General features: G+C 61.1%; 16 protein-coding genes. 4 read left to right on the plus strand and 12 right to left on the minus strand.

Annotated features, from left to right (window positions below; translation table 11 throughout):
* Nucleotides 1-98: 98 nt before the first annotated feature.
* A complete protein-coding gene (locus tag SBC1_RS09365; RefSeq protein ID WP_165091367.1) occupies nucleotides 99-2,510 on the minus strand; it encodes an AsmA family protein in 2,412 nt (803 codons plus the stop codon).
* Between the two features lie 214 nt (nucleotides 2,511-2,724).
* On the opposite strand from SBC1_RS09365, the gene SBC1_RS09370 reads away from it, so the two are divergent.
* The gene (locus SBC1_RS09370; protein ID WP_165091370.1) at nucleotides 2,725-3,405 is read left to right on the plus strand and encodes an ATP-binding cassette domain-containing protein; all 681 of its coding nucleotides are present in this window, start codon (nucleotides 2,725-2,727) and stop codon (nucleotides 3,403-3,405) included.
* Nucleotides 3,402-4,214 carry an iron export ABC transporter permease subunit FetB gene (gene fetB / locus SBC1_RS09375; protein ID WP_165091372.1) on the plus strand — a complete coding sequence of 271 codons (813 nt, stop codon included), beginning with the start codon at nucleotides 3,402-3,404 and terminating at the stop codon, nucleotides 4,212-4,214. The genes SBC1_RS09370 and fetB overlap by 4 nt, the downstream gene beginning before the upstream one ends.
* 39 nt (nucleotides 4,215-4,253) lie before the next feature.
* Here fetB and SBC1_RS09380 read toward each other — a convergent pair whose 3' ends face one another.
* The 9 genes from SBC1_RS09380 to SBC1_RS09420 form a co-directional block, all read right to left on the minus strand.
* A complete protein-coding gene (locus SBC1_RS09380) occupies nucleotides 4,254-6,194 on the minus strand; it encodes a response regulator (RefSeq protein WP_165091374.1) in 1,941 nt (646 codons plus the stop codon).
* A 136-nt stretch (nucleotides 6,195-6,330) separates the two neighbouring features.
* Nucleotides 6,331-6,795: a response regulator gene (locus tag SBC1_RS09385; protein ID WP_165091376.1), complete on the minus strand. Its 465-nt coding sequence runs from the start codon at nucleotides 6,793-6,795 to the stop codon at nucleotides 6,331-6,333.
* Between the two features lie 70 nt (nucleotides 6,796-6,865).
* Entirely contained in the window at nucleotides 6,866-9,328 is a 2,463-nt protein-coding gene (locus SBC1_RS09390; protein ID WP_241201912.1) for an ATP-binding protein, read from the minus strand.
* Nucleotides 9,325-9,924, minus strand: coding sequence for a biliverdin-producing heme oxygenase (locus tag SBC1_RS09395; protein ID WP_165091379.1), 600 nt, complete (start codon nucleotides 9,922-9,924; stop codon nucleotides 9,325-9,327). Before SBC1_RS09395 ends, SBC1_RS09390 begins: the two co-directional genes overlap by 4 nt.
* Nucleotides 9,925-10,311: 387 nt before the next feature.
* Entirely contained in the window at nucleotides 10,312-10,626 is a 315-nt protein-coding gene (locus SBC1_RS09400) for a hypothetical protein (protein WP_165091381.1), read from the minus strand.
* A 46-nt stretch (nucleotides 10,627-10,672) separates the two neighbouring features.
* The gene (gene ligD / locus SBC1_RS09405; protein ID WP_165091383.1) at nucleotides 10,673-13,576 is read right to left on the minus strand and encodes a DNA ligase D; all 2,904 of its coding nucleotides are present in this window, start codon (nucleotides 13,574-13,576) and stop codon (nucleotides 10,673-10,675) included.
* 67 nt (nucleotides 13,577-13,643) lie between these two features.
* Nucleotides 13,644-14,564: a Ku protein gene (locus SBC1_RS09410; protein ID WP_165987579.1), complete on the minus strand. Its 921-nt coding sequence runs from the start codon at nucleotides 14,562-14,564 to the stop codon at nucleotides 13,644-13,646.
* 223 nt (nucleotides 14,565-14,787) lie between these two features.
* A complete protein-coding gene (locus tag SBC1_RS09415; RefSeq protein WP_165091388.1) occupies nucleotides 14,788-15,372 on the minus strand; it encodes a DUF6013 family protein in 585 nt (194 codons plus the stop codon).
* A gap of 177 nt (nucleotides 15,373-15,549) precedes the next feature.
* Nucleotides 15,550-16,566, minus strand: coding sequence for a zinc-binding alcohol dehydrogenase family protein (locus tag SBC1_RS09420; protein ID WP_165091391.1), 1,017 nt, complete (start codon nucleotides 16,564-16,566; stop codon nucleotides 15,550-15,552).
* 128 nt (nucleotides 16,567-16,694) lie between these two features.
* Between SBC1_RS09420 and SBC1_RS09425 the strand changes: the two genes are divergently transcribed.
* The gene (locus SBC1_RS09425; RefSeq protein WP_165091393.1) at nucleotides 16,695-17,645 is read left to right on the plus strand and encodes a LysR family transcriptional regulator; all 951 of its coding nucleotides are present in this window, start codon (nucleotides 16,695-16,697) and stop codon (nucleotides 17,643-17,645) included.
* Nucleotides 17,646-17,728: 83 nt separating this feature from the next.
* Here SBC1_RS09425 and SBC1_RS09430 read toward each other — a convergent pair whose 3' ends face one another.
* Nucleotides 17,729-18,946: a cytochrome P450 gene (locus SBC1_RS09430; protein ID WP_165091395.1), complete on the minus strand. Its 1,218-nt coding sequence runs from the start codon at nucleotides 18,944-18,946 to the stop codon at nucleotides 17,729-17,731.
* Between the two features lie 126 nt (nucleotides 18,947-19,072).
* On the opposite strand from SBC1_RS09430, the gene serB reads away from it, so the two are divergent.
* The gene (serB, locus tag SBC1_RS09435; RefSeq protein WP_165091399.1) at nucleotides 19,073-19,915 is read left to right on the plus strand and encodes a phosphoserine phosphatase SerB; all 843 of its coding nucleotides are present in this window, start codon (nucleotides 19,073-19,075) and stop codon (nucleotides 19,913-19,915) included.
* A 63-nt stretch (nucleotides 19,916-19,978) separates the two neighbouring features.
* Here serB and SBC1_RS09440 read toward each other — a convergent pair whose 3' ends face one another.
* Nucleotides 19,979-21,175 (minus strand): cystathionine beta-lyase, encoded by a 1,197-nt coding sequence (locus tag SBC1_RS09440; protein ID WP_165091402.1) that lies wholly within the window; start codon nucleotides 21,173-21,175, stop codon nucleotides 19,979-19,981.
* Between the last annotated feature and the right edge of the window lie 14 nt (nucleotides 21,176-21,189).

Raw genomic sequence — 21,189 nt, forward strand, 5'->3', positions numbered from 1 at the left:
TATAAAAATGCGCGTTAAGACGCGCATTTTTATTCGAAATTGGGATTGAGAAACATCCATAATCCATCGCACAGAGTGGGCAACCCAGTCGCCAGCTATCAGCTTCCGCGATAAAGCGCCGCACTGGCCGGCGTGGACGCCGCCGGCCGGGCCGAGCCGCCGTTTGCACCTTTCGGAACCTTTGCACCATTGGACGCAGCCGACGCAGCCGACGCAGCCGCCGGATTCGATACCCCCGGCTCCATATACGCGGGCGCACCCTTCGCATTTTGCTTCTGCCCGGGCGGCGGTGCGGACGGCGCGGTGCGCATGTCGGCCAGCATTTGCGTACACGGCAGCGGTTTGTTGTTACTCGGCGCGATCAACGGGATCAGCGCGGCAAACGGGTTAAGCAAACCGAGCCCGACCGCCGCCGCGCCGCGTACCGCCAGCGCACCGGCATTCACGCCTACATGCGGGTCTTTGAACGTCCCCTTCACATACAGCGGCGAGCGCAGCGAGAACACCCGGAAACCCTTCGTGTGCGGATGAATGTTCAGGTCCATCTCCTCGGTCTTCAGATTGATGGTGCCGTCCATGTTGATCACGGCGTCGTCGGTATCGAGGGCGAACACGCGCGATTCCAGCACGCCATTGGTCGCGACAAAATCCGCCGCCGCGCAGTTGATCTTCACATCGTGTTTACCGAAGAGCTTTTCGTAGACCGCGTTCGCCACGTTCAGTCCGGCCGCTTCCATATACAGCCGGCTGACCGTGCCGTCGGTGATCAGCGTCTTGAGTTCGCCGTTCATGGTTCCGGCAAGTGCGGCGGGCGAATTGCCTGTCGCCGATAACGCCGCGTCCCCGTTCACCTCACCCAGCGCTGACTGCATTGTCTTGACGGTCGGCAGCAATTCCTTGAGCTTCAGATGCCGCGCCGAGGTCGAGAAACGGCCCTGGAGCGGCTCCTTACTGCCATCGAGATGAATATTCGACGATAGTGTCCCGCCCGCCACGCCAAACGACAGCGGTTCGAACGACAGCACGCCGTCCGTCATCACCACATGCGTATAGAGGTTGGTGATCGGCAGCGCCGGGTCCTTGATGATCTTGCGGCCGGTGAACTTCACGTCGGCATCTATTGCCTTCCATCGATCCGTCTTGAACTCCTCGGTCGGCAAAGCCTTCGACGACGGTTGCTTCGCCGTGTCGCCGCGTTTCGCTTTGCTGGCGTTCGAATCGGCGCCGATGATCGGTGCGAGATCGGAGAACTGCAGCAGGTTCGACACAAGTTCACCCGACAGCAACGGCCGCGGCTTGCGTCCCACGAACGTCAGCGAGCCGTTGACGTCGCTGCCGCCCACGCGCCCGGTGAAGTTCTCGTACCTGAAGACATTTCCGTCAGCCTTGAACTGGCCGACAAGCCGCCCTTCCGTTGCATACGGCGGCGTCGCCGGCAGCGTCACGCCAACGATCGGGTACAAATGTTCGAGACTCACGCCTTGCAGCCAAAGCCGCAAGTCGAGTGCGGCGAGATGGGCGGGGTCGGTCACGGTCCCGACAAAAGCAATATGCGTGTCTCCGATACGAACATCCGCCTGCACGGGGAACGGGCGCATAGCGTCCTGCAACGCGAGCACACCGCCGACCTTGCCGTCGCCGGACACCGCCACGCTGTTGTATTTGCCCTTCACAGTCCAGCCGATGCCATACGGCGGCACGGGCGGCTTCGGCCCTTCTTTCGTGGTGATACTGGTGTTCGCCGAAACGCTTGCCGGGTTCGGCGCGCTCGCATTCGCGGAGGCGGCGGCCGACGCTGCGGATGCGGCCGCCGCCTCCGATGCCGCCGCTTTGTCGACTTGCTGGTTCAGCTTGGTGGCGCCGCTCTTGCCGACCATCTGGGCCGACGATTTCTGCGATGCCGCCTCCTGCTGCTTCATCACATCGCCGATGGGAATCAACTGGCCGAGCGTGTTCACGGTGACCTGCATGTCCGCTTTCGTGATCTCGTCGGCGTACGCGATATTGCCTTTGTCCAGCGCGATGTCATGCAATTGAAGGTTCCAGGCCGACGGTTGGGTCGACTGCTTGAACTTCAACGTCCAGTTATCGCGGTTGTCCTTGAGGCGTTCCAGATCAACCGAGGGATTCACCAGGTTGATCGATGGAATCACTATGTTGTGCGCGAGCAGCGGCAGCAGCTCGACCTCGAAATCGATCTCGTCCAGGGTCGCGAAAAACTTCTGCTTGGTCCAGTCAGGATTCGCAACCGTGATTTTTTCTGCCGAGAAACGCGGCCACGGCACCCAGCGGCGCCAGCCGGTTTCACCGGGCGGCCGTTGCCAGCCGACCTTCAGGTCGCCCGTAATCTGGAACTGCCGGCCGATGGCCTGCGAGACTTTATCGTCGACCCAGGGGCGAGCCCGGTTCCAGTCAAAGGTCAGGAACACAATCACCACCACAGCGATCAGGACGATCAGAACTGCAACGATCCAGGCGACTGTTTTTCCGATTTTCCGGCCAAGCGCCATAGTGGCTCCCTCTATTTTTCTTGAAAGACCGCACAGCACGTCCCGTGCCCGGCGATGATACCGGCCTGTTCCCCATGCCGGGCAGAGCCGGCAGCCCGATCAAGACTCGCGCGCATCTGGCCCGCGACTAGCCCGCGCAACTGATCTAAGGATCGCCTAAGCGGCGTTGATTTATGATTGCGCTCCGAGATCATTCCCCGAGCCTGTCTTCGCCATGTCCACGCAAGCCGACACGCCCCTGATTCGCGCGACAGCGCTCACCCGCCGCGACCCGGTGCGCAACGCTGTCCTGCTGCATCCCACCACGTTCAGCTTGGCTGGAGGCCAGCGCGCGGTTATCACGGGGCCGTCGGGCTCAGGCAAGAGTGTGTTCCTGCGTGCGCTTGCGCTGCTCGATCCAATCGATGACGGTGTGATCCAGTGGCGCGGAAAAACCATCGCGCGCGCGGGTATTCCGGCGTACCGGCGGCGCGTGGCTTACATTGCACAACGCCCGGCCATGCTCGATGGCAGCGTGGAAGACAACCTGCGTTATCCGTTTTCGCTGAAGGTGTATCGCGACGTGCGCTTCGATCGTGAGCGTGCGGTCAAGCTGGCCCGCCGGGCAGGCCGTGAAGCCGATTTCCTCGATAAACGAGCGAGCGAGCTATCGGGAGGTGAAGCGCAGGTTGCCGCGCTGATACGCGTGTTGCAAGTTGACCCCGACGTGCTGCTGCTCGATGAACCGACAGCGTCACTCGATCCCGCTTCCGCGCTGGAAATAGAAGCGCTCGTCGGTGCCTGGTTCGACGACGACCAAGGAGAACGCGCCAGCATCTGGGTGTCGCACGATCCGGCACAAGCGCAACGTGTAGGCGAGCGTCAGCTCGTCATGACCGCGGGTACCTTGTCATGAGCGGATATCAGAGCCTTAGCCTGCTCGACATTGCGATCGCCGCGGCGTTGATCGTGGTGAACGGGGTCTTATCGGTTGCGCTGAAGCTCGATCTGGAGCGCAAGCTGGCGTGGGCGGCGGTGCGAACTGTCGTGCAACTGCTGGCAATCGGATATGTGCTCGGATGGGTCTTCCAGTTTTCACGCTGGTACGTCGTATTGCCGCTGATGGCGTTGATGACGCTGATAGCGGGACTGTCGGCATCGAACCGCGGGCGGCGCACCTACGTTGGACAACGGGTGGATAGCGTCGCGTCAATCTGGGTGAGTTCGTGGCTGGTGGCTGCGGTGGGGTTGTTCGTCGTGATCCGGATTCACCCGTGGTACGAACCGCAATACGCCATACCGATCCTCGGCATGATCCTGGGCAACACGTTGACGGGTGTATCGCTGGGCATCGAGCGGATGACGGAGGAACTAACGGCGGGACGAGGGGCGGTGGAAATGTCGCTCGCGCTCGGTGCAACGCGGTGGGAAGCGGCGCAAGGGCCGGCGCGCCAGGCCGTGCGTGCGGGCATGATTCCGACGTTGAACCAGATGACGGTAGTAGGACTGGTGAGTCTGCCGGGCATGATGACGGGTCAGGTGCTGGCGGGCCAGTCGCCACTGCAGGCGGTCCGTTATCAGATCGTCATCATGTTTTTTATCGCGGCCTCATCGGCTCTTGGAACAGTGGGCGCCGTGTTGCTGACCTACCGGCGGCTGTTCTCGCCGGAACACCGGTTCATGGCGTCGAAACTCGTGGAGAGGGAAAAGCCGAAGCGCGGATGAAAAACTCGGACGAAGCAATGCTCCGGGCAAGCCGGTAAGCTATGCACCGCCCGGCCGCCGCGCCAAAGCGTGAATCAGCGACTCCAGCCGGGCGAAGTCGACCGGCTTGGTCAGGTGATCCAAAAACCCGGCATCGCGGCATCGGCGGATGTCTTCTTCCATGCCATAACCGGTGATCGCAACCGACGGCTTTCCAGGCTGCAAGCTGGTCCACGCGCGCGCGACCTCGAGCCCGCTGCCATCGGGCAGGCCGATATCGCTGACCAGCAGGTCGAACGTCTCGCTCCCGGCCAAAGCAAGCGCCTCGGCGACCGTGGTGGCAACTCCGACCTGATGCCCGAGCACCTCCAGCACCTGCGCCATGGCGGACGATGTGTATTCGTTGTCCTCGACGAGCAGCACCTTCAACGACCGCACGATCTCATTCGGGTCCTGCGCCGCGAGAGGCGAAGTTTCGTCTTCCGTCCCGGCCTTGACGAGCGGCAGCGTCAGCGTGAACCGCGCTCCCTTGTCGCGCCCGTCGCTCTGGGCCGTCAGCGTTCCGCCATGCTTCAACGCCAGCGTGCTGGCAATAGCCAAGCCCAGCCCCAACCCGCCGAACGCCCGGGTGATGGAATCATCGGCTTGTTCGAAGGCCGAAAAAATCCGCGGCAACGCTTCCGCGCTAATCCCGATGCCGCTGTCGGTGACCGAAATCGCGATGGTCGACGCATCCGGATTCCACATCCGCACCGCAATACGCCCGCCCGCCGGCGTGAACTTCACCGCGTTTTTCATCAGGTTCCACACGATCTGCTGCAAGCGCGCGGCATCGCCGAAAACCAACGTGGAGGTCGCGCCCAATGTTGTTTCCAGCGTCAGGCCCTTGCCGCGCAGATCGGACTCCGACATATCGATCGCGCTCGACATCAGCGTCTCCAGCTCCACATTCGCAAAGTTCAGCGAAAGCTTGCCGCGCGCAATACTGGTCAGGTCGAGCAGATCGTCGATCAAGCGCGCCTCCAGCTCCACATTGCGGCGGATCAATTCGAGCGTTGCCTGGGCGTCGGCCGGTAGCGCGTGACGAATCTCCAGCAAACGCACGGCGGCGACGATCGGTGTCAGCGGCGTACGCAGTTCGTGCGACAACACCGCCAAAAAATGATCCTTCGCCCGATTCGCGGTCTCAGCCTGTTCCTTCGCCACCCGCAACGCATCGGCGGCCATGTGCTCTTCGGTGACGTCGCGGATGATCTTCGAATAGCCGATCAAATCGCCGTTATCGGCACGAATCGCCGTCGTCACGCCCGACGCGAAGAACGAGCGACCGTCGCGGCGCCAAAGCCAGCGGTCGTCGCTCGCGCTGCCATCGACTTGCGCTGTCTCCAGTTCCTGCGCAAACACATTGGTGTCGCGATCTTCCTGGCCGTAGAACACTTCGGCGGACTGGCCGACCACTTCCTGCGCCGCGAACCCGAGAATTCGCTCCGACGCCGCGTTCCACGTCCGGATCCTGCCTTCCTGGTCGAGCGTGATGACGGCGTAATCCTTCAGCGCATCCACCAGCAAGCGGAAGTGCGTTTCCGTTTCCCGCAGCGCGCGTTCGACCGCAATACGCTGCTGGCGCTCCGTGCTTTCCGTCAGGGCGCGCCGCACGACGGCAGGCAGCCGTTGCAGGCGCTGCTTCAGGACGTAGTCAGTGGCACCGCGCTTGAGCATGTCGACGGCATGTTCCTCGCCGAGCACGCCGGAGACGAAGATGAACGGCGTATGGGGCACGCGCTCGCGGGCGATCGCCAGCGCTTCGACGCCGGAGAACACCGGCATCACGAAGTCCGCGAGGATCACATCGAAGTCGGATGTATCGAGCGCCGCTATGAAACCCTGTTCCGTGTAGACGATTTGCACGTCGACCGTATAGTCGGCACGCTCCAACTGGCTCAGGGTCAGTTCCGCGTCGAGCGCGTTGTCTTCTACGAGAAGCAGATGCAAAGGCTGCATGGTCAGGGCACTCAGGCGAACCGGCACACGCGATACTGCCGGGCAGGTCGCATCGGGCAAAACAACGAAAGGACCAACGGGTCCAGGCCGCTACGCCGGGCACCGTGCAGGAGGAATACGCCAGTGTGCACCAGATTCATTCCGGCGCGGACTGGCGGCGAACGCGCATGGACCCGGGCGGCGGTTCGTTGAGCACGGCCCAGAACACGCCGAGATCGGCAATTGCCTGCACAAATTCGTTGAACTCGACCGGTTTCACCACATAGGCGTTCACGCCGAGCGCGTAGCTGCGAATGAGATCCTGCTCCTCGCGTGACGACGTCAGCATGACCACCGGAATCGCTTTCAGCGCTTCATTGGAACGGATGGTTTCGAGCACTTCCAGGCCGTCGATCTTCGGCAGTTTCAAGTCGAGCAGGATGACTGCGGGGTTGCCTGGATTGCGTGCGCTCCACTCGCCTTCGCAACGCAGGTAATCGATTGCTTCCTGGCCGTCACGCGCCACGATCACTTCATTGGCAAGTTGGCTCTTGTCGAGCGCCACGAGCGTCAGTTCGAGGTCGCTGGGATTGTCTTCGACAAGCAAAATGGGTTTCAGCATGGTCCAATATGGAGGGTTGACAGGTTTGAATAAGCGCGGTGGCGGGATCAATCAGTCAAGCATGGCACATTCAGGTCCGCGGTGACGACGGCCCCGGCTTACGCAGCTTGCCAGCGCCGGTCTCAGTGGCAACGGACTCGTCCCTGAACACCTTCGGCAGCGAAAAGTGAAATGCGGCGCCCTCGCCTTCGCGGCCTTCGGCCCAGGTCCGGCCGTCGTGCCGTTCAATAATGCGGCGCACGTTCGCCAGGCCAATGCCGGTGCCGTCGAACTCTTCAGCGCGATGCAGCCGCTGGAACACGCCGAACAATTTGTTCACGTACTTCATGTTGAAACCGACGCCATTGTCCCGCACGCTGACAATGTATTCATCGGCCGTCGAATTCGACAGCAACTCGATTTTCGCCGATTCCCGTGTACGCGTATATTTCACCGCATTCGAGAAGAGATTACGTAACGCGATCTGCAGGAACGCCGGATCGCCAGTCACCGTCGGCAGCTCCGGGATAACCCATTCCACCTTTCGGTTCGCTGTCTCGCCGGCAAATTCCTGCGCGACCGACCTCACCAACTGGTTCAGGTCGACAGTCACAGGGCGTAGCGCCGCACGGCCCATTTGCGAAAACGTGAGCAGATCGTCGACAAGCACGCCGGCGAAACGTGCCGACTCCAGCATGTTGTTCAGGAAGCGCTTGCTGCGTTCAGACAGTTTGTCGCCCTCGCTTTCTCGCAGCAGATCCCCATAACCGGCAATATGCCGCAGCGGTGCGCGCAAGTCGTGCGAAACGGAATACGAAAACGCTTCGAGTTCCTTGTTCGCCCGACGCAGTTCGTTCGCGAGCTCCGCCAGTTCTTCCGCCCGACGCAGCACGATGTTGAGCATACCCAGCCGAAATTCACCCGCAATTTCCAATTCCACCGGGTGCCAGCGAATCGAGCAGTTGCGCACGGTCTCGAGCCACGGCGCAAAGTCCTTGCGCGGCGCCACGCTGCCATCCTGGCTCGACACACGTTTGACCGGCTCGCCCGCCCATGTGATCGTGCGCGTGGTTTCGGGACGGAACCAGAGGACGTAGTTGCGAAAAATTTGCGAGATTGGCACGGCCAGGATGCCGCTCGCAGTGTCCGTGTGACTCGACGCACGCGGCCACGCTTGCGACAGCGCGTCGGTCGAGTAGACACCCGTCGTGCTCGACGAAAGCCACTGCGAGAGCGCGAGCACGGTTTCCTGATCCGGCGTGGATCCCACCAGCGTTGCTTTCCCGTCCATCACGATCGCGGCGCCCATCGATCCGGCGAAACACAGCAAATCGTCAGGCGCCGACTTGAGGGCGGAAAGAAAGTCGTCTTGCTCGGCGAGGACGCCCATCAGACGCGACATCGTCCGCCGTAACCTCTGCAGATACGCCGTCTCGGCCCGCTCCTCCTTCGCCTCGATCTGCAACGACACGATCTGCCCAAGGTGTTCGAGAGCGACGCGCACCTCGAACGGCACGAGACGCGCGTCGTGGTGGTGGCAGGAAATCAGGCCCCAGAGCTGTCCGCGCACGACCAGTGACACCGACATCGACGCATGCGTGCCCATGTTGCGCATGTATTCGAGATGGATGGGCGAGAAGCTGCGCAACGCAGCATAAGTAAGGTCGGTCGGGCGGCCGGTGACGGGGTTCACGGCGGGTACGAGCCGCGCGGCTTTCGCGTCTGCGTTCGCCACGACCCTCACACGCTGTTTCACGTATAACGCACGCGCCTGGCGCGGGATGTCGGAGGCGGGGAACAACTGGTTCAGAAACGACGCATACCCGTCGTCGATATGCTCCGCCAGCACTTGGCTGCGGCCCTCGTCGTCGAATTTGTAGAGCAGCACGCGGCCGAAACCCGTCATTGTGCGGACTTCGCGCACGGCGAGGTCGCCGAGTTCGGTCAAGGTTTCAACGTCCTGCAAGCTGCGCGTGAACGTGCGCACCAGCGGATACATTGACGCAAACACGTCTGCATTTCGATGCCGTGCAACTTCGAGTTCGACGATCAGGTTACCGTCGTGCCGATGCATCGTGATGTCGAGTTCAGGACCGTCCGCGCCCGTGGCCACATGGTCCGGCACGGCTTCACGCGAGCTGAAGAACGGGTTCGCCATCACGCCGACATAAAGCGGCGTTTCGTCCAGCATGGCCGTGGCCGCCGCATGTGCGACCCGCGCCGCGGCGGCAGCGCCGATGACCATGTCCACCCGCTCGCCCAGCAATTGCTCCACTGGACGGCCCACGAGCACCGCGACATTCTCGCTGGCCTGGACAATGGCAAGCGTGCTGGACAGGCACAGCAGATAACCGTGCGGCTGAATACCGCCGGGAATGTGGATGGGTTCGGCGTCGCACTGCGCATTCGCCGCGGTCCCAAGTGCCCGGTGGGCCGGTTCTGCGCCGGGTAACGCAGGCATGCTTCCGTTCAAACCTGGACTCGACACGTCGCGATCATCCTGCACGCGCACGGCCGCGGTATGCGGTGACACTGGCTCTGACCCACTGCTCATGCCGTTGCCCCCCAACCTGTGCGAACCTGGCCAAGCCAGTCGTGCAACCCGTCGAACGTGGCGATCGCAGCGTGCACCGCCTCATCGTGTTGCTCAGGCGGCACGTTCGCGCTCGCGGTCTCGCGAAACGCGTTCCACATGCGGCCCGTGCGCAATCCATAACCTTCGAAATAAGCGTTCCCGAAACCGCTTTGCAGACCGAACAATGTAGCAACGTGCGGCGCGATGAAACGCCCTCCGAGCGTGGAGCCTTCCGTCACGTACATGGAACCGAAAACGCGGCCGATGCTGTCCATCTCAGGCAGCTGTTCAATTTTTGTCACCCGGTTCGCGCGATTGTTATCGCTGGTCAGGAACGCCAGGTCCGACACAAGCAGCGACGCCTTGCGCCGCCCTTCGAAAAAGTCGCGCAGACGCTCGGGCATAAAGGCCGCCGCCGCCTCTTCCCACGGTGCGACATATCCGTAAAACCCCTCAAGCAAGGCCACATAGTCCTCACGCGACCACTCAAGACGCATCAGGTCCAGTGCGTTTTCCAGCCGCGTATGACACTCAGCGGTTTCGTGTTTCAGACGGGACAGGAGATCGTATTGCATGATCCATTCAGTAGGTTTTCCGCGGGTTTGCCGCGCGAATGCCGCAATGTTGACTCGAATGCCAGATACCGGATGCCGGGTAACGACGCTGGCCGGCGTACGGTTGCTACAGATCGTGGTGGCTGCGGCGTGGGCGGGCACAGCACGGCGGTCAGCGGGACATCGAGCGCTCCTGGCTCACCGCCCAACCTCCGCGCCAGATCGGCATCGATTACCGATGCACAGGTCGGCAGGTACGCAAAAATGGTAGAAACAACTGCAGCTGGCAGGCGTGAACGCCTTGCTCAGCTTGGCTTACACGCGGCCATGCAAGATTCTTCAATACCGCGCGCTCATTCTACGCAAGAGGCGCTTTGTTGACCACGGGCAGCAACCGGCGGCGCCAAATCACCGCTTGCCCTTGCTGCCCTGATCCGTGTGCGCACCGGTTTGCGTACGCTCCTGATAGTCCGCGCCGCCGCGGCGATCCGTATCCTGCAAGCCACGCTCCAGGTCTTCGTGCGCCTGCACGCCGACCTCACGCGGTTCATCTTCCTGCTGCGACGCGGGACTTTGATCGGTCTCATGCGGCAGCGGCACGGCCTCGCCGTCATCGCGTTTTTGCTGCGCCGGATGCTTGCTTTCCAGTTCACGTCCGTCCTGCGCCGGACCTTTGCGAGCAGCGTTGGCGGCGTCGTGTGATGTCTTGTCCTGCTGTGTCATTGCGACCTCGCAGTGGTGACCTTTATGGGGTGATCCTTACCTTCGTTCACTTGATATCAAGCCGCTTCCTCATGGAAACGGTGATGCGTTGCCGTGTGTTCGCGTACTGGCTCCACGGGTCGGTTTTGAGTGCGTCCAGACGCTCATGCAAATTGCCGATATTCCATTGATCGCCACTCGTGGTGACATCGAGTTCATCCCAGCCGATAGGAACCGACGCCCCCATGCCCGGCCGCGCACGCAGCGAGAACGCAGCGACCGTGCTCGACCCCCGGTTGTTGCGCAAGTAGTCAACAAAGATCTTGTCCTGACGATTCTGCTTTCCCATCTTCGCGGAAAAATACTTGGGCAGCGTGCTGGCCATATGCTGCGCGACCGCCTGTGAGAACCCCTTCACTTCGTCCCAGCCGGCCTGCGGCGTAAGCGGAACGACCACATGCAGACCTTTGCCGCCGCTCGTCTTGCAGAACGATTCAAGACCGAGTTCCGTCAGCAACTCACGCGTCAGCCGCGCGGCCTCCTGCATGCGTTCCCAGCCGAGGCCTTCGCCTGGATCAAGATCGAAGACCATCCGGTCGGGCTTCTCAAGTTTGGCCGCGAGCGCATTCCACGTGTGCATCTCGATCGTGCCCATTTGCGCCGCGCCCACTAGCGCGCTAACGTTTTCTATCGTGATGAGCGCCGGATGACCAGGATCGATACCCGGATGCTGCTTGACGTTCGGAATGGTCAGCTTCTCGCTGTGTTTCTGAAAGAACAGCTCGCCGCCGATATCCTCCGGCGCACGCACCAGCGACACCGGCCGGTCCTTGAGATGCGGCAGCATCCACGGCGCAACGGCCTCGTAGTAGAGGACGAGATCGAGTTTTCGGGTGCCCGTCGAGGGATCAATCACACGATCGGGATGACTAATCTTCACACCCGCTACAAGCTCGGTACCAGCGGGACTGCGCGTGGTTTTTTTAGCAGCTGTTTTCGCTGCTGTTTTCGCGGAACTCAGCTTGGATTTACCCTCCGGTTTAGCGGTATCGGTGGTCTTCGCCGAAGTCCTTTTCGTCGCTGCTTTCACCGCGCGAGTCGCTTTCGCCGCGTTTTTAGCCGCTGTCTTCTTCGCTGGCTTTTTGTCCTCATCTTTATCATCGTCCAACGCAACCTCCTTCGTCGATTTCGGCACTTCCTTGACGATCTCGCGCGCCGGCTTGTCGTCCCTCAGGCTGACGAACGACGCTTGCCGCACGATCCACTCCGACGTCCATTCAGCGAAATTGCATTCGGCGACAAGTTCCGGCTTGACCCAATGCACCGGCGTACCGCTACGCTCTTTCGGCGCACTGGCGAACGGCATTGTCTTGACCTCGCGTGCATCGAGTTGCTTTTTGACGGCGCGTAGAGTCGATGCATCGAAACCGCTGCCCACACGCCCTGCGTATTGCAGTTTGCCGTTCGTGTCATAAACGCCGAGCAATAGCGCGCCAAACTGACCCCGGCTGCCCGACGGTTCCGAATACCCGCCGATCACAAACTCCTGCCGGCGCCGGCATTTAAGCTTGATCCATGCGTTGCTCCGCCCCGGCGTATACGTGCTGTCGCGCCGTTTTCCGATAATCCCCTCGAGCGCCATATCGCAAGCGCTCTTCAGCAGGTCATCGACGCTGAATTCGAAATCCTCGGAAAATCGCAGCGCGTTGTCATCGACCGGTTCCAGCAGCGCCTTCAGAATCGCTCGCCGCTGTATCAGCGGCACGCCGCGCAGGTCGTAACCGTTCAGATAGGGGATATCGAAGAAATAGACGGCAATATCCTGCGGACGATTGGCGTCGAAGGCGTTCTGCAGTTTCTGGAAGCTGGGCAGGTCGTTGTCGTCGAGCACGACCGCCTCGCCGTCGAGCCACGCGCTATCCACATCGAGTTGACTCAGTGCCTTGAGCTGACGGCTGAACTTGCTGGTCCAGTCATGGCCGTTGCGCGTGAAGATCTGCGTGGATTTCGCTTTAGATCCAGCCTCACGATCAATGCGCACGAGAATCCGATATCCATCGAATTTGATTTCGTACGACCAGTCATCGCTCGATGGCGCAGTGTCCACGAGGGTCGCGAGTTGGGGCTTCATGGTTGCAGGAAGCCTGGCGCGTACAGCATCCTGGATCGCGGGATTGTCCGCGAGCGAGCGCAACGATTCCCCGCTCCGGTTCGCCACGATATCCGGCCGCGGCCGCTCAGGGCTCTTGCCTTGATCTTTCACGGCAGGCCGCTTCGGCGATGGCGCGGCCTTCGTCACTCTGCTGGTCTTGGCAGCGGTCTTTCGCTCGGTCCTGTCACGCACTTCACCGCTCTTCGTGCGTGCGCCGAGCGAGTCGCTCATCACGCTGCCGGGCTGCTTGAGCAGCACGTCGTAGTCGGCTTCGTTGCGAGCTTCGTCGTCACGCTCCTTGATCAGCAGCCATTGCTCTTTGTCGCTGTTGCCGCGCATGTTGCTGCGTACGAGCGTCCAGCCGCCGTGCAGCTTTTCGCCGTGCACGACAAACTTGAGCTTGCCCTTCGCGTACGTTTCACGGGCTTCATCGATACTGCCAGCCTGCGGTTCCCACGTCCCGCGATCCCAAACGATCACGCTACCCGCGCCGTAATTTCCCTCGGGGATACTGCCTTCGAACGATCCGTAATCGATCGGATGATCTTCCACATGCACGGCCAGCCGTTTCACCGACGGATCGAGACTCGGCCCTTTCGGCACGGCCCACGACTTCAGCGTACCGTCGAGTTCGAGACGAAAATCGTAATGAAGACGCCGCGCATCGTGTTCCTGGATGACGAACGAAAGCGCGCTCGGCTGAGCTTTCTTCGACGCACGTCTGGCCTTCGCAGCCGCCTGACCTGATGGCTCAGGCGTCTGGTTGAAGCGCCTCATGCGCTGATAGGTGTCGAGTTTTGTGTCGAGTTTTCCGGCCATTGGCGGATCGCTTTTCGTGGTGCGGGTAGATACGTGACCCAACGCGATTCAACGCGCGACGACAGGTTTAGGCACGTTTGCGGCGCGTTGTTGTCTTGCGTGCTGGTTTAGCTGCCGGTTCCGCGGCGTCGGTGTCAGCCGTGTCGTCCTCGGCGCTACCGGTGCTTTTAGCGCTGCGTTTCGTAGCAGGCTTCCCCTTCTTCAAACTGCGCTTCAGTAGTTCGGACAAGTCGAGGATCTCCGCCGACGCCTTGCTCGGCGCGCCCTCTTCGACCTCCGACACCTCCTCCGTCTTCCCTTCCTTAACCTTCTTGTTCACTAGCGCCATGATGTCTTCGCGGAATGTGTCGTGATAATCGTGCGGGTTCCACGTATCGCTCATGTCATCTATCAACCGCTGCGCCATCTCCAGTTCTTTCGGCGACACCCCCGCCTTCTTCGAGTTTTCGTCCGGGAACTTGAAGTCATCGAATTCGCGCACTTCATCCGCCCAGCGCAACGTGTTGAGCGCCAGCGCGGGACCCACCGGAATCAGCGCGGCAAGATGCTGTTTGTTGTGCAGCACCACATTCGCTATCCCGACTTTGCCGGACGCCTTCAACGCGTCGCGCAGCAACGCATACACCTTCTCGCCCTTGCGATCGGGAGCGAGGTAATAAGGGGTATCGAGGGAGAGAAACGAGATTTCCGGAGCTTCCACGAACGCGAGGATGTCCACGGTCTGCGTCGATTCCGGATTGGCCGAGCGAATTTCGGCGTCGCTCATCACGACGTATTTGCCCTTCTCGTACTCGAAGCCACGCACGATGTTGTCGCGCGTGACGTCCTTGCCCGTGTTCTTGTTGAATTGCTTATAGCCGATGGGGTCCATCGAGCGCTTGTCGAGCAGGTTAAAGCCGACCTTCTCCGACTGCGTCGCCGGGTAAAGCTGCACGGGGACGTGGACCAGCCCGAAGCTGATCGCGCCTTTCCAGATCATGTGTGGCATCGCGAATGACCTTTCCGAAAGCCGCGCTGACGGCGTGACGGGATGAACGCTTAACAACGCTAATCAACGATTAACACGCGCCGAGAGACGCATGGCCATTATCGTGTTGCAGAAAACGTGCCAGATGGGATAAGCGCGCGCCGGCTCGGCCGGGCGCTTTCCAGCACACGCAGCGCGGCCTCGAATGCCACGTGCGAAATGCTTGGCCTCGCCAGCCGAGACGCTACTTGCGGCTCGCGCTGATGGTGAGTTTGGTACCGTCGCTGAGCGTGACGTTCTTTTCGGTGCCGCCGGTGGGCATCGTGAAATGGACTAGCTGGCTGAAGAAGTTATCGGTAGGACATTGAAGCTTCTTGCCGCCCACGGTAACGGCGGTGGCCGGGCGCGGCGCGTGGCCCTGGAAACTCAACTGGACGTCAGCGTCCCCGCTATTCGCGACCACCGCCGCGAAACGGATCTTCACCTGACGCACCGTCGTGCCGCTTGCGTTGCGAATGGAGTCCACGTCCGGACATGCGTCCGGAACGTTCTGCGAACCGCCGGCGGGCTTGCTTTGCCATGTGAAGTCATCGGTTTGGCCTGAGCGGATCGTGCGCGTTTCCTGCGCGTTGCCCCAGTTCTTCGACGCCATCTTCACCGTATATTTGATCGGTCCGTCGTAGGCGACTTCCGACAGCACCTTGATGCTGGGTGTCGCATGAGCTGCCGGTTCAACCACGCAAGCCAGCAGCGCCAACACGGCGCTTGCCGCAATCACGCGAGCTCGCGAAGACCCGCCAACCTGAATAAAACCCGAACGATCGATCATGCGAAAAGCCCCTCCGTTTGCAGCCGTCACGCCGGGCATACAGCAACGGCGCCGGGGTGGCCGCGCCGCGCGTGTGGCGCGATCAGTCTAGCGCGACGCGCGCCACGGGTTTCTCATGGGAAACCCGTGGCGCGCTTCCAGCTTGCAACGAGTTCGCTCATCGATACGCTGAATAAATCAGAAGCCCGTCAGTACCAGCTTGCCGATCGCGCGGCCTTCTTCCAGCAGGCGGTGCGCTTCACGCAGGTTCGTCGCGTTGATCTTGCCGAGGTCGCGGCCGAGCGTCGTCTTGAGCGTGCCTGCGTCGATCAATCGCGCCACCTCGGTCAGCAGCTTGTGTTGTTCCAGCATGTCCGGTGTGCCGAACATCGAGCGAGTGAACATGAACTCCCAATGGAACGCGGCGCTTTTCGCCTTCAGCAATTCGACGGCAATTGGTTTGTTGTTTTCAACGATCGTGCAGATGCCCCCCTGCGGTGCAATGACGGCGGCTGCGGCGGGAAAGTGTTTGTCCGTGTCATTGAAAATCAACACGTAGTCGACTTGCTCGAAGCCTGCGTCCTTCAGTTGCTTCGGCATGTCGCCGAAATGGTCGATTATGTGATCCGCGCCCAGTTCGGTCGCCCACTTCGCCGATTCCGGCCGCGACGCGGTCGCGATCACCTTCAGTTTCGCGACTTTTTTTGCAAGCTGGATGCCGATCGAACCCACGCCGCCCGCACCGCCCACAATCAACACGGACTTGCCGGCGTCATCCCCTTGCGCCGATACCCCGAGCCGGTCGAACAGTGCTTCCCACGCGGTGATCGTGGTGAGCGGCAAGCCAGCGGCGTGCGAGAAATCGAGCGATTGGGGCTTGACGCCAGCAATGCGTTCATCGACCAGATGGAACTCACTGTTCGTACCGGGCCGCGTGATGCTGCCGGCATAAAAAACGGGATCTCCCACCTTGAACAGCGTCACGTCCGGGCCGACCGCTTCGACCACGCCCGATGCATCCCAGCCAAGGACACGCGGCGTATCTTCGACCTTGTCCTTCGGCGCGCGCACTTTCGTATCGACGGGGTTCACGCCGATCGCTTCAACCTTCACCAGCAGATCACGGCCGGACGGCGTGGGTTTGTCGATCTCTACATCCATCAACGAATCCGGGTTCGAGATGGGCAAGTAACGAGTCAGGGCAATGGCTTTCATAAAAGAACTCCTCAAGGGGTTTCAAGCGTCGATATGTAACGCATAGCCCAATGTTAAGGGCTTTCAGCTTCGCGTGAAACCGTCATAATTGCTGAAACATTTTATTGAAAATCACGAAGATGACGAAAATGGACGTTCAGAGCGAATTACCCCATAGGGCGCAGCTCGACTTGCTGGACGTCGCGCTGTTCGTACGGTCGGCGGCCTTATCGAATCTGTCTGCGGCCGGGCGCGAATTTGGGTTGTCCGCGGCTGTCGCGAGCGCCCGGCTCGCCCAACTCGAGCGGCAGTTAGGCGCGCGGCTTTTGCATCGGACCACACGGCGCATCAGCGTCACGCAGGAAGGCGAGATTTTCATCGAGCACGCCCGCGCGTTGCTCGACGCCGCCGACGCTGCCCGCGCGTCGGTCGGACGCGCGTTCGAACAGCCGCAGGGGCGTTTGCGGGTGACCATGCCGTCCTCGCTCGGGCGTCAGCATGTATCGCCGGTTATTCCTGAATTCCTGCGCCGCTATCCGGGCGTGAGTCTCGACTTGCGCCTGACTGACCAAGTCGTTGATCTCGTCGATAAAGGCATTGATCTGGCGGTGCGTATTGGCGCGTTAAAGGATTCGACGCTCGTCGCGAGAAAACTCGCCAGCAACCGGCGCGTGCTGTGCGCGTCGCCGGCGTATCTTGCTGAGCACGGCACGCCGCGCCACCCTGCCGATCTCGCGCAGCACCAGTGCGCGATTCTGTCCGGCCAACGAGACTGGGCGTTCGTCACGCCGACCGGAATAATTGATGTGCGCGTATCCGGCCGGCTCGAGACGGACAACGGCGAAGTCATTCGCGACGCGTTGCTCGCCGGGTTTGGCATCGGGTTGAAATCGACGTGGAGCGTGGCGCCGTTTTTGCACAGCGGCGAACTGGTGACCATGCTCGATAGCTATCCGCTCGCGGAAACGGTGGCGATCTGGGCGGTGTACCCGAGCCGCGCATTCGTGCCGCCGAAAACGACGGCTTTCATCGATTTCCTGACGGAGCATTTCGGCGATCCACCTTACTGGGATCTCGATCCGCAGAGAGTGATGCGGTAATTGTCATCCCGTAAATGCAAACAGGAATTTACGTATTCTTAAATGAGTGAGCAAAGGCGCGCCGTTCAGGGCGCCCTCAATCCTCAACCCACCCTTACCGGCGCCTTCACAAATCCCCGAAACCTCGCCCGGGACGCGCGCAGCGGCTCCCCCGCGAGCCCGTAATTCGGAAACCGCGCAATAAACCGCCCGATCGCAATACGCGCCTCCAGTCGCGCCAGTGACAACCCCGCGCACTGATGAATCCCGAACCCAAACGCAAGATGCCGATTCGGCTCGCGAGCGATATCGAAGCAATCCGCCGCCTCGAATTGTTCCGGATCGCGATTCGCCGCCCCAATGCACAACGTCACCGGCGTCCCACGTGCGACCGCCACCCCGGCAATATGCGTGTCCGCCGTCGCTATCCGGTTGCCAAGCTGGTTCGAGCTTTCATAACGCAAACATTCCTCGATCGCGCTTTCGATCAATGTCGGATCGGCCAATAACTGCGCCCGCTGCTCGGGCCATTGCGCCAGCAACACAATGCCGTTGCCGATCAGGTTAGTGGTCGTCTCGTGCCCCGCATTCAGGATAAAAATGCAGTTGTGCAGCAGTTCGGTTTCGTCCAGGCGCTCTCCGTCGGCCTCGCTTTGAATCAGCCGCGTGAGCACGTCATGCTGCGGATCACCAGAATGCGCCCGGCGACGCGCAACGAGCGTCACCAGATAATCTATGAAATCCGTCACCGCCCGATTACCCCGTGCTTCCTGTTCCGGGTTAAGCGCAGGTTCCAGCGCGCCGAGAATTGCGAGCGACCAGTCGCGCAACGGCGCACGTTCATCGTGCGGCATGTCGAGCAAATTGCCGATCACTTCAACCGGAATCGCCGCAGCGAAATCATCGATTAAATCGATCTCGCCGCGTGCCGCAGCCTGGTCCAGAAGACCGTCGACCAGGCGCACGAGACCGGGCTCCATCGCCGCGATCGCACGGGCCGTCAGCGCCCCCGCGATCAGTTTGCGCACCCGCGTGTGACGCGGCGGATCGTTGAATACAAGGCTTGTCGTGTGATGCGCGAACAGCGGAGTGTGGACGCCATACTTCGGGCCAAATTCAACTGTCTTGTCCGAACTGAAGGTTTTCGGATCGCGATAAACAGCCTGCACGTCCCGATACCGCGTGAGAAACAAGGAGCCATCGGGTAATGTTTTGATCGGGTCCGTGGCGCGCAATGCGTCGTAGACCGGATAGGGGTCGGCGTAAAACGCGGCGTCGAGCTTGCGCAGATCAAAGTCGAGCGCGCGTTCGGTCGGGGTCATGCCTTTCTCCGTCGTTTTATCGACAGCCATCATATCGGCGCAGCGCGCACGTGCGCCATCGGTCGGGACCATTACAATGACGGGTCTCGCATTGTTCCCGCTGCTATTTTTCTCCCTCCGACCGTCATGAACCTTGTCATCCAAAGTCTCGATCCGATCGCCGATACCCATCTGAAACCGCTCACAGCCCTCGCCCGCTCGCAGCATACCGAGCGCGCGGACGCCGGCCGGGTGTTGCGGCTGCGCGGTGCGAATCCCCTGCAGCGCCCGGATATCGATGCGTATTGCGGTGCGCATCGGCTGGATTACGCGTTCATTGACCCGGCGCTGCGCCTGAGCGATTTCGGCCTCGTCGCCATGGACATGGATTCCACGCTGATCACGATCGAGTGTATTGACGAGATCGCCGATTTTTGCGGATTGAAGGCAGAAGTGGCGGCGATCACTGAAGCGTCGATGCGCGGCGAGATCAAGGACTTCAACGAGAGCCTGACGCGACGCGTTGCGCTGCTGAAGGGGCTCGAAGCAAGCGCGCTGGAACGGGTTTATGAGGAACGGCTGCGGTTGTCGCCGGGCGCGGAAATCATGCTCGCGGGAGCGAAGGCGGCGGGACTGAAAACTCTGCTGGTATCCGGCGGTTTCACGTTCTTCACCGAGAAGCTGAAGGCACGGCTCGAGCTTGATTTCACGCGCGCGAATACGCTTGAAATAGTTGATGGAAAGCTGACCGGGAAGGTCACCGGCGAGATCGTCAATGCTGATGTCAAAGCGCGCACCCTGCGAGAAACCTGCGCGCAACTGGGAATCGATCCGCAGCGCTCAATCGCCATGGGCGACGGTTCGAACGACCTGAAGATGATGGCGGAAGCGGGATTGTCCGTGGCGTTCCGCGCGAAGCCGGTGGTTCGCGAAGCGGCAGGACTGGCGTTGAACTTCGTGGGACTGGACGGGTTGCTGCGGCTGTTTTGAGGGGGCGGCCGAGATCGCGAGAAGGGGCTGAGAATAGATTCAGCCACTCCTCGATCGACGTCTTCAGGCTTCTAACCCTGCCAGCGCCCGCTCCAGATCCGCCCGCAGATCCGCTTCATCTTCCAGCCCGATATAAAACCGCACCAGCACGCCCTCATGCGGCCAGTCGCCGGCAGTACGCATCGACTTGATGTTGTACGGCATAGCGAGACTGTTCGCACCGCCCCAGCTCCAGCCGATCGCGAAGTTTTCCAGCGCTTCGACGAAGGTATCGATTTGCGCCGGGCTGTAGCGTTTATCGAAGACCACTGAAAACAGTCCGCCCGCCCCCGTGAAATCGCGTTCGAAAAATTCATGGCCCGGGCAATCCGCCAACGCCGGATGCAGGACAAGCGAAATTTCCGGCCGCGTCTTCAGCCAGTGAGCCAGCGAAAGCGCTGTCCGGTCATGAGCGTCGAAGCGGATTTGCATGCTCGGCAAACTGCGCAGCACGAGCGAACAGTCGTCCGAAGACACGCCAATTCCCATGCGCATCCGCGCACTCTTCAAGCGCATGTGGATGGCTTTGTCGGCGGTAATTGTCGCGCCCATCAGGATGTCGCTCGCGCCCGACTGGTACTTCGTCAGCGCCTGCACCGAGATATCGACGCCATGGTCGAACGGCTTGAATGCGAGACCGGCCGAATACGTGTTGTCGATAGCGGTCAGGATCTTGCGCGCCCGCGCGACCTTCGTGATCGCCGGCACGTCTTGCACTTCCATGGTCACCGAACCCGGCGCTTCGAGCCAGATCAGCTTGGTGTTCGGCCGGATCAGCGCGTCAATGCCCGCGCCGATCAGTGGATCGTAATACGTCACTTCCAGGCCGAAATCCGCGACGAGCCAGTCGGCGTGCTCGCGATTCGGCGAGTACGCGTTGTCGGGAATCATCACGTGATCGCCGGTCTTCACCAAACCGAAATACACGTTCGATATAGCCGACAAACCCGAAGGCTGCAGCAATGCATGCTTGCCGCCCTCGATCACAGCCAGCCGCTGCGCCAGCGCAAGCGACGTGGGCGTGGCGTGAAGGCCGTATCGCCACTGACTGTCGTCGCTCCAGACGAGCGCACGCATGGCAGCGAGATTCGGGAATACCACGGTCGACGCCCGTGCAACCGGCACCGCGAACGAATCAAAGCCCGGAGTGAGCTGATCCTCCGGATGAACGATGCGGGTCTGCAAGCTGCGTGCGCTGGACGAGTTGCTGGAATCGGTCATGAGTGTCCTGCTTG

This window comes from Caballeronia sp. SBC1 (genome assembly GCF_011493005.1).
In the GTDB taxonomy this organism is placed as follows: Bacteria; Pseudomonadota; Gammaproteobacteria; order Burkholderiales; family Burkholderiaceae; genus Caballeronia.

Coding starts and splice junctions, on each gene's coding strand:
- SBC1_RS09365 (WP_165091367.1), bottom strand. CDS start 2,510: ATGGCGCTTGGCCGGAAAATCGGAAAAACAGTCGCCTGGATCGTTGCA.
- SBC1_RS09370 (WP_165091370.1), top strand. CDS start 2,725: ATGTCCACGCAAGCCGACACGCCCCTGATTCGCGCGACAGCGCTCACC.
- fetB (WP_165091372.1), top strand. CDS start 3,402: ATGAGCGGATATCAGAGCCTTAGCCTGCTCGACATTGCGATCGCCGCG.
- SBC1_RS09380 (WP_165091374.1), bottom strand. CDS start 6,194: ATGCAGCCTTTGCATCTGCTTCTCGTAGAAGACAACGCGCTCGACGCG.
- SBC1_RS09385 (WP_165091376.1), bottom strand. CDS start 6,795: ATGCTGAAACCCATTTTGCTTGTCGAAGACAATCCCAGCGACCTCGAA.
- SBC1_RS09390 (WP_241201912.1), bottom strand. CDS start 9,328: ATGAGCAGTGGGTCAGAGCCAGTGTCACCGCATACCGCGGCCGTGCGC.
- SBC1_RS09395 (WP_165091379.1), bottom strand. CDS start 9,924: ATGCAATACGATCTCCTGTCCCGTCTGAAACACGAAACCGCTGAGTGT.
- SBC1_RS09400 (WP_165091381.1), bottom strand. CDS start 10,626: ATGACACAGCAGGACAAGACATCACACGACGCCGCCAACGCTGCTCGC.
- ligD (WP_165091383.1), bottom strand. CDS start 13,576: ATGGCCGGAAAACTCGACACAAAACTCGACACCTATCAGCGCATGAGG.
- SBC1_RS09410 (WP_165987579.1), bottom strand. CDS start 14,564: ATGCCACACATGATCTGGAAAGGCGCGATCAGCTTCGGGCTGGTCCAC.
- SBC1_RS09415 (WP_165091388.1), bottom strand. CDS start 15,372: ATGATCGATCGTTCGGGTTTTATTCAGGTTGGCGGGTCTTCGCGAGCT.
- SBC1_RS09420 (WP_165091391.1), bottom strand. CDS start 16,566: ATGAAAGCCATTGCCCTGACTCGTTACTTGCCCATCTCGAACCCGGAT.
- SBC1_RS09425 (WP_165091393.1), top strand. CDS start 16,695: ATGGACGTTCAGAGCGAATTACCCCATAGGGCGCAGCTCGACTTGCTG.
- SBC1_RS09430 (WP_165091395.1), bottom strand. CDS start 18,946: ATGACCCCGACCGAACGCGCGCTCGACTTTGATCTGCGCAAGCTCGAC.
- serB (WP_165091399.1), top strand. CDS start 19,073: ATGAACCTTGTCATCCAAAGTCTCGATCCGATCGCCGATACCCATCTG.
- SBC1_RS09440 (WP_165091402.1), bottom strand. CDS start 21,175: ATGACCGATTCCAGCAACTCGTCCAGCGCACGCAGCTTGCAGACCCGC.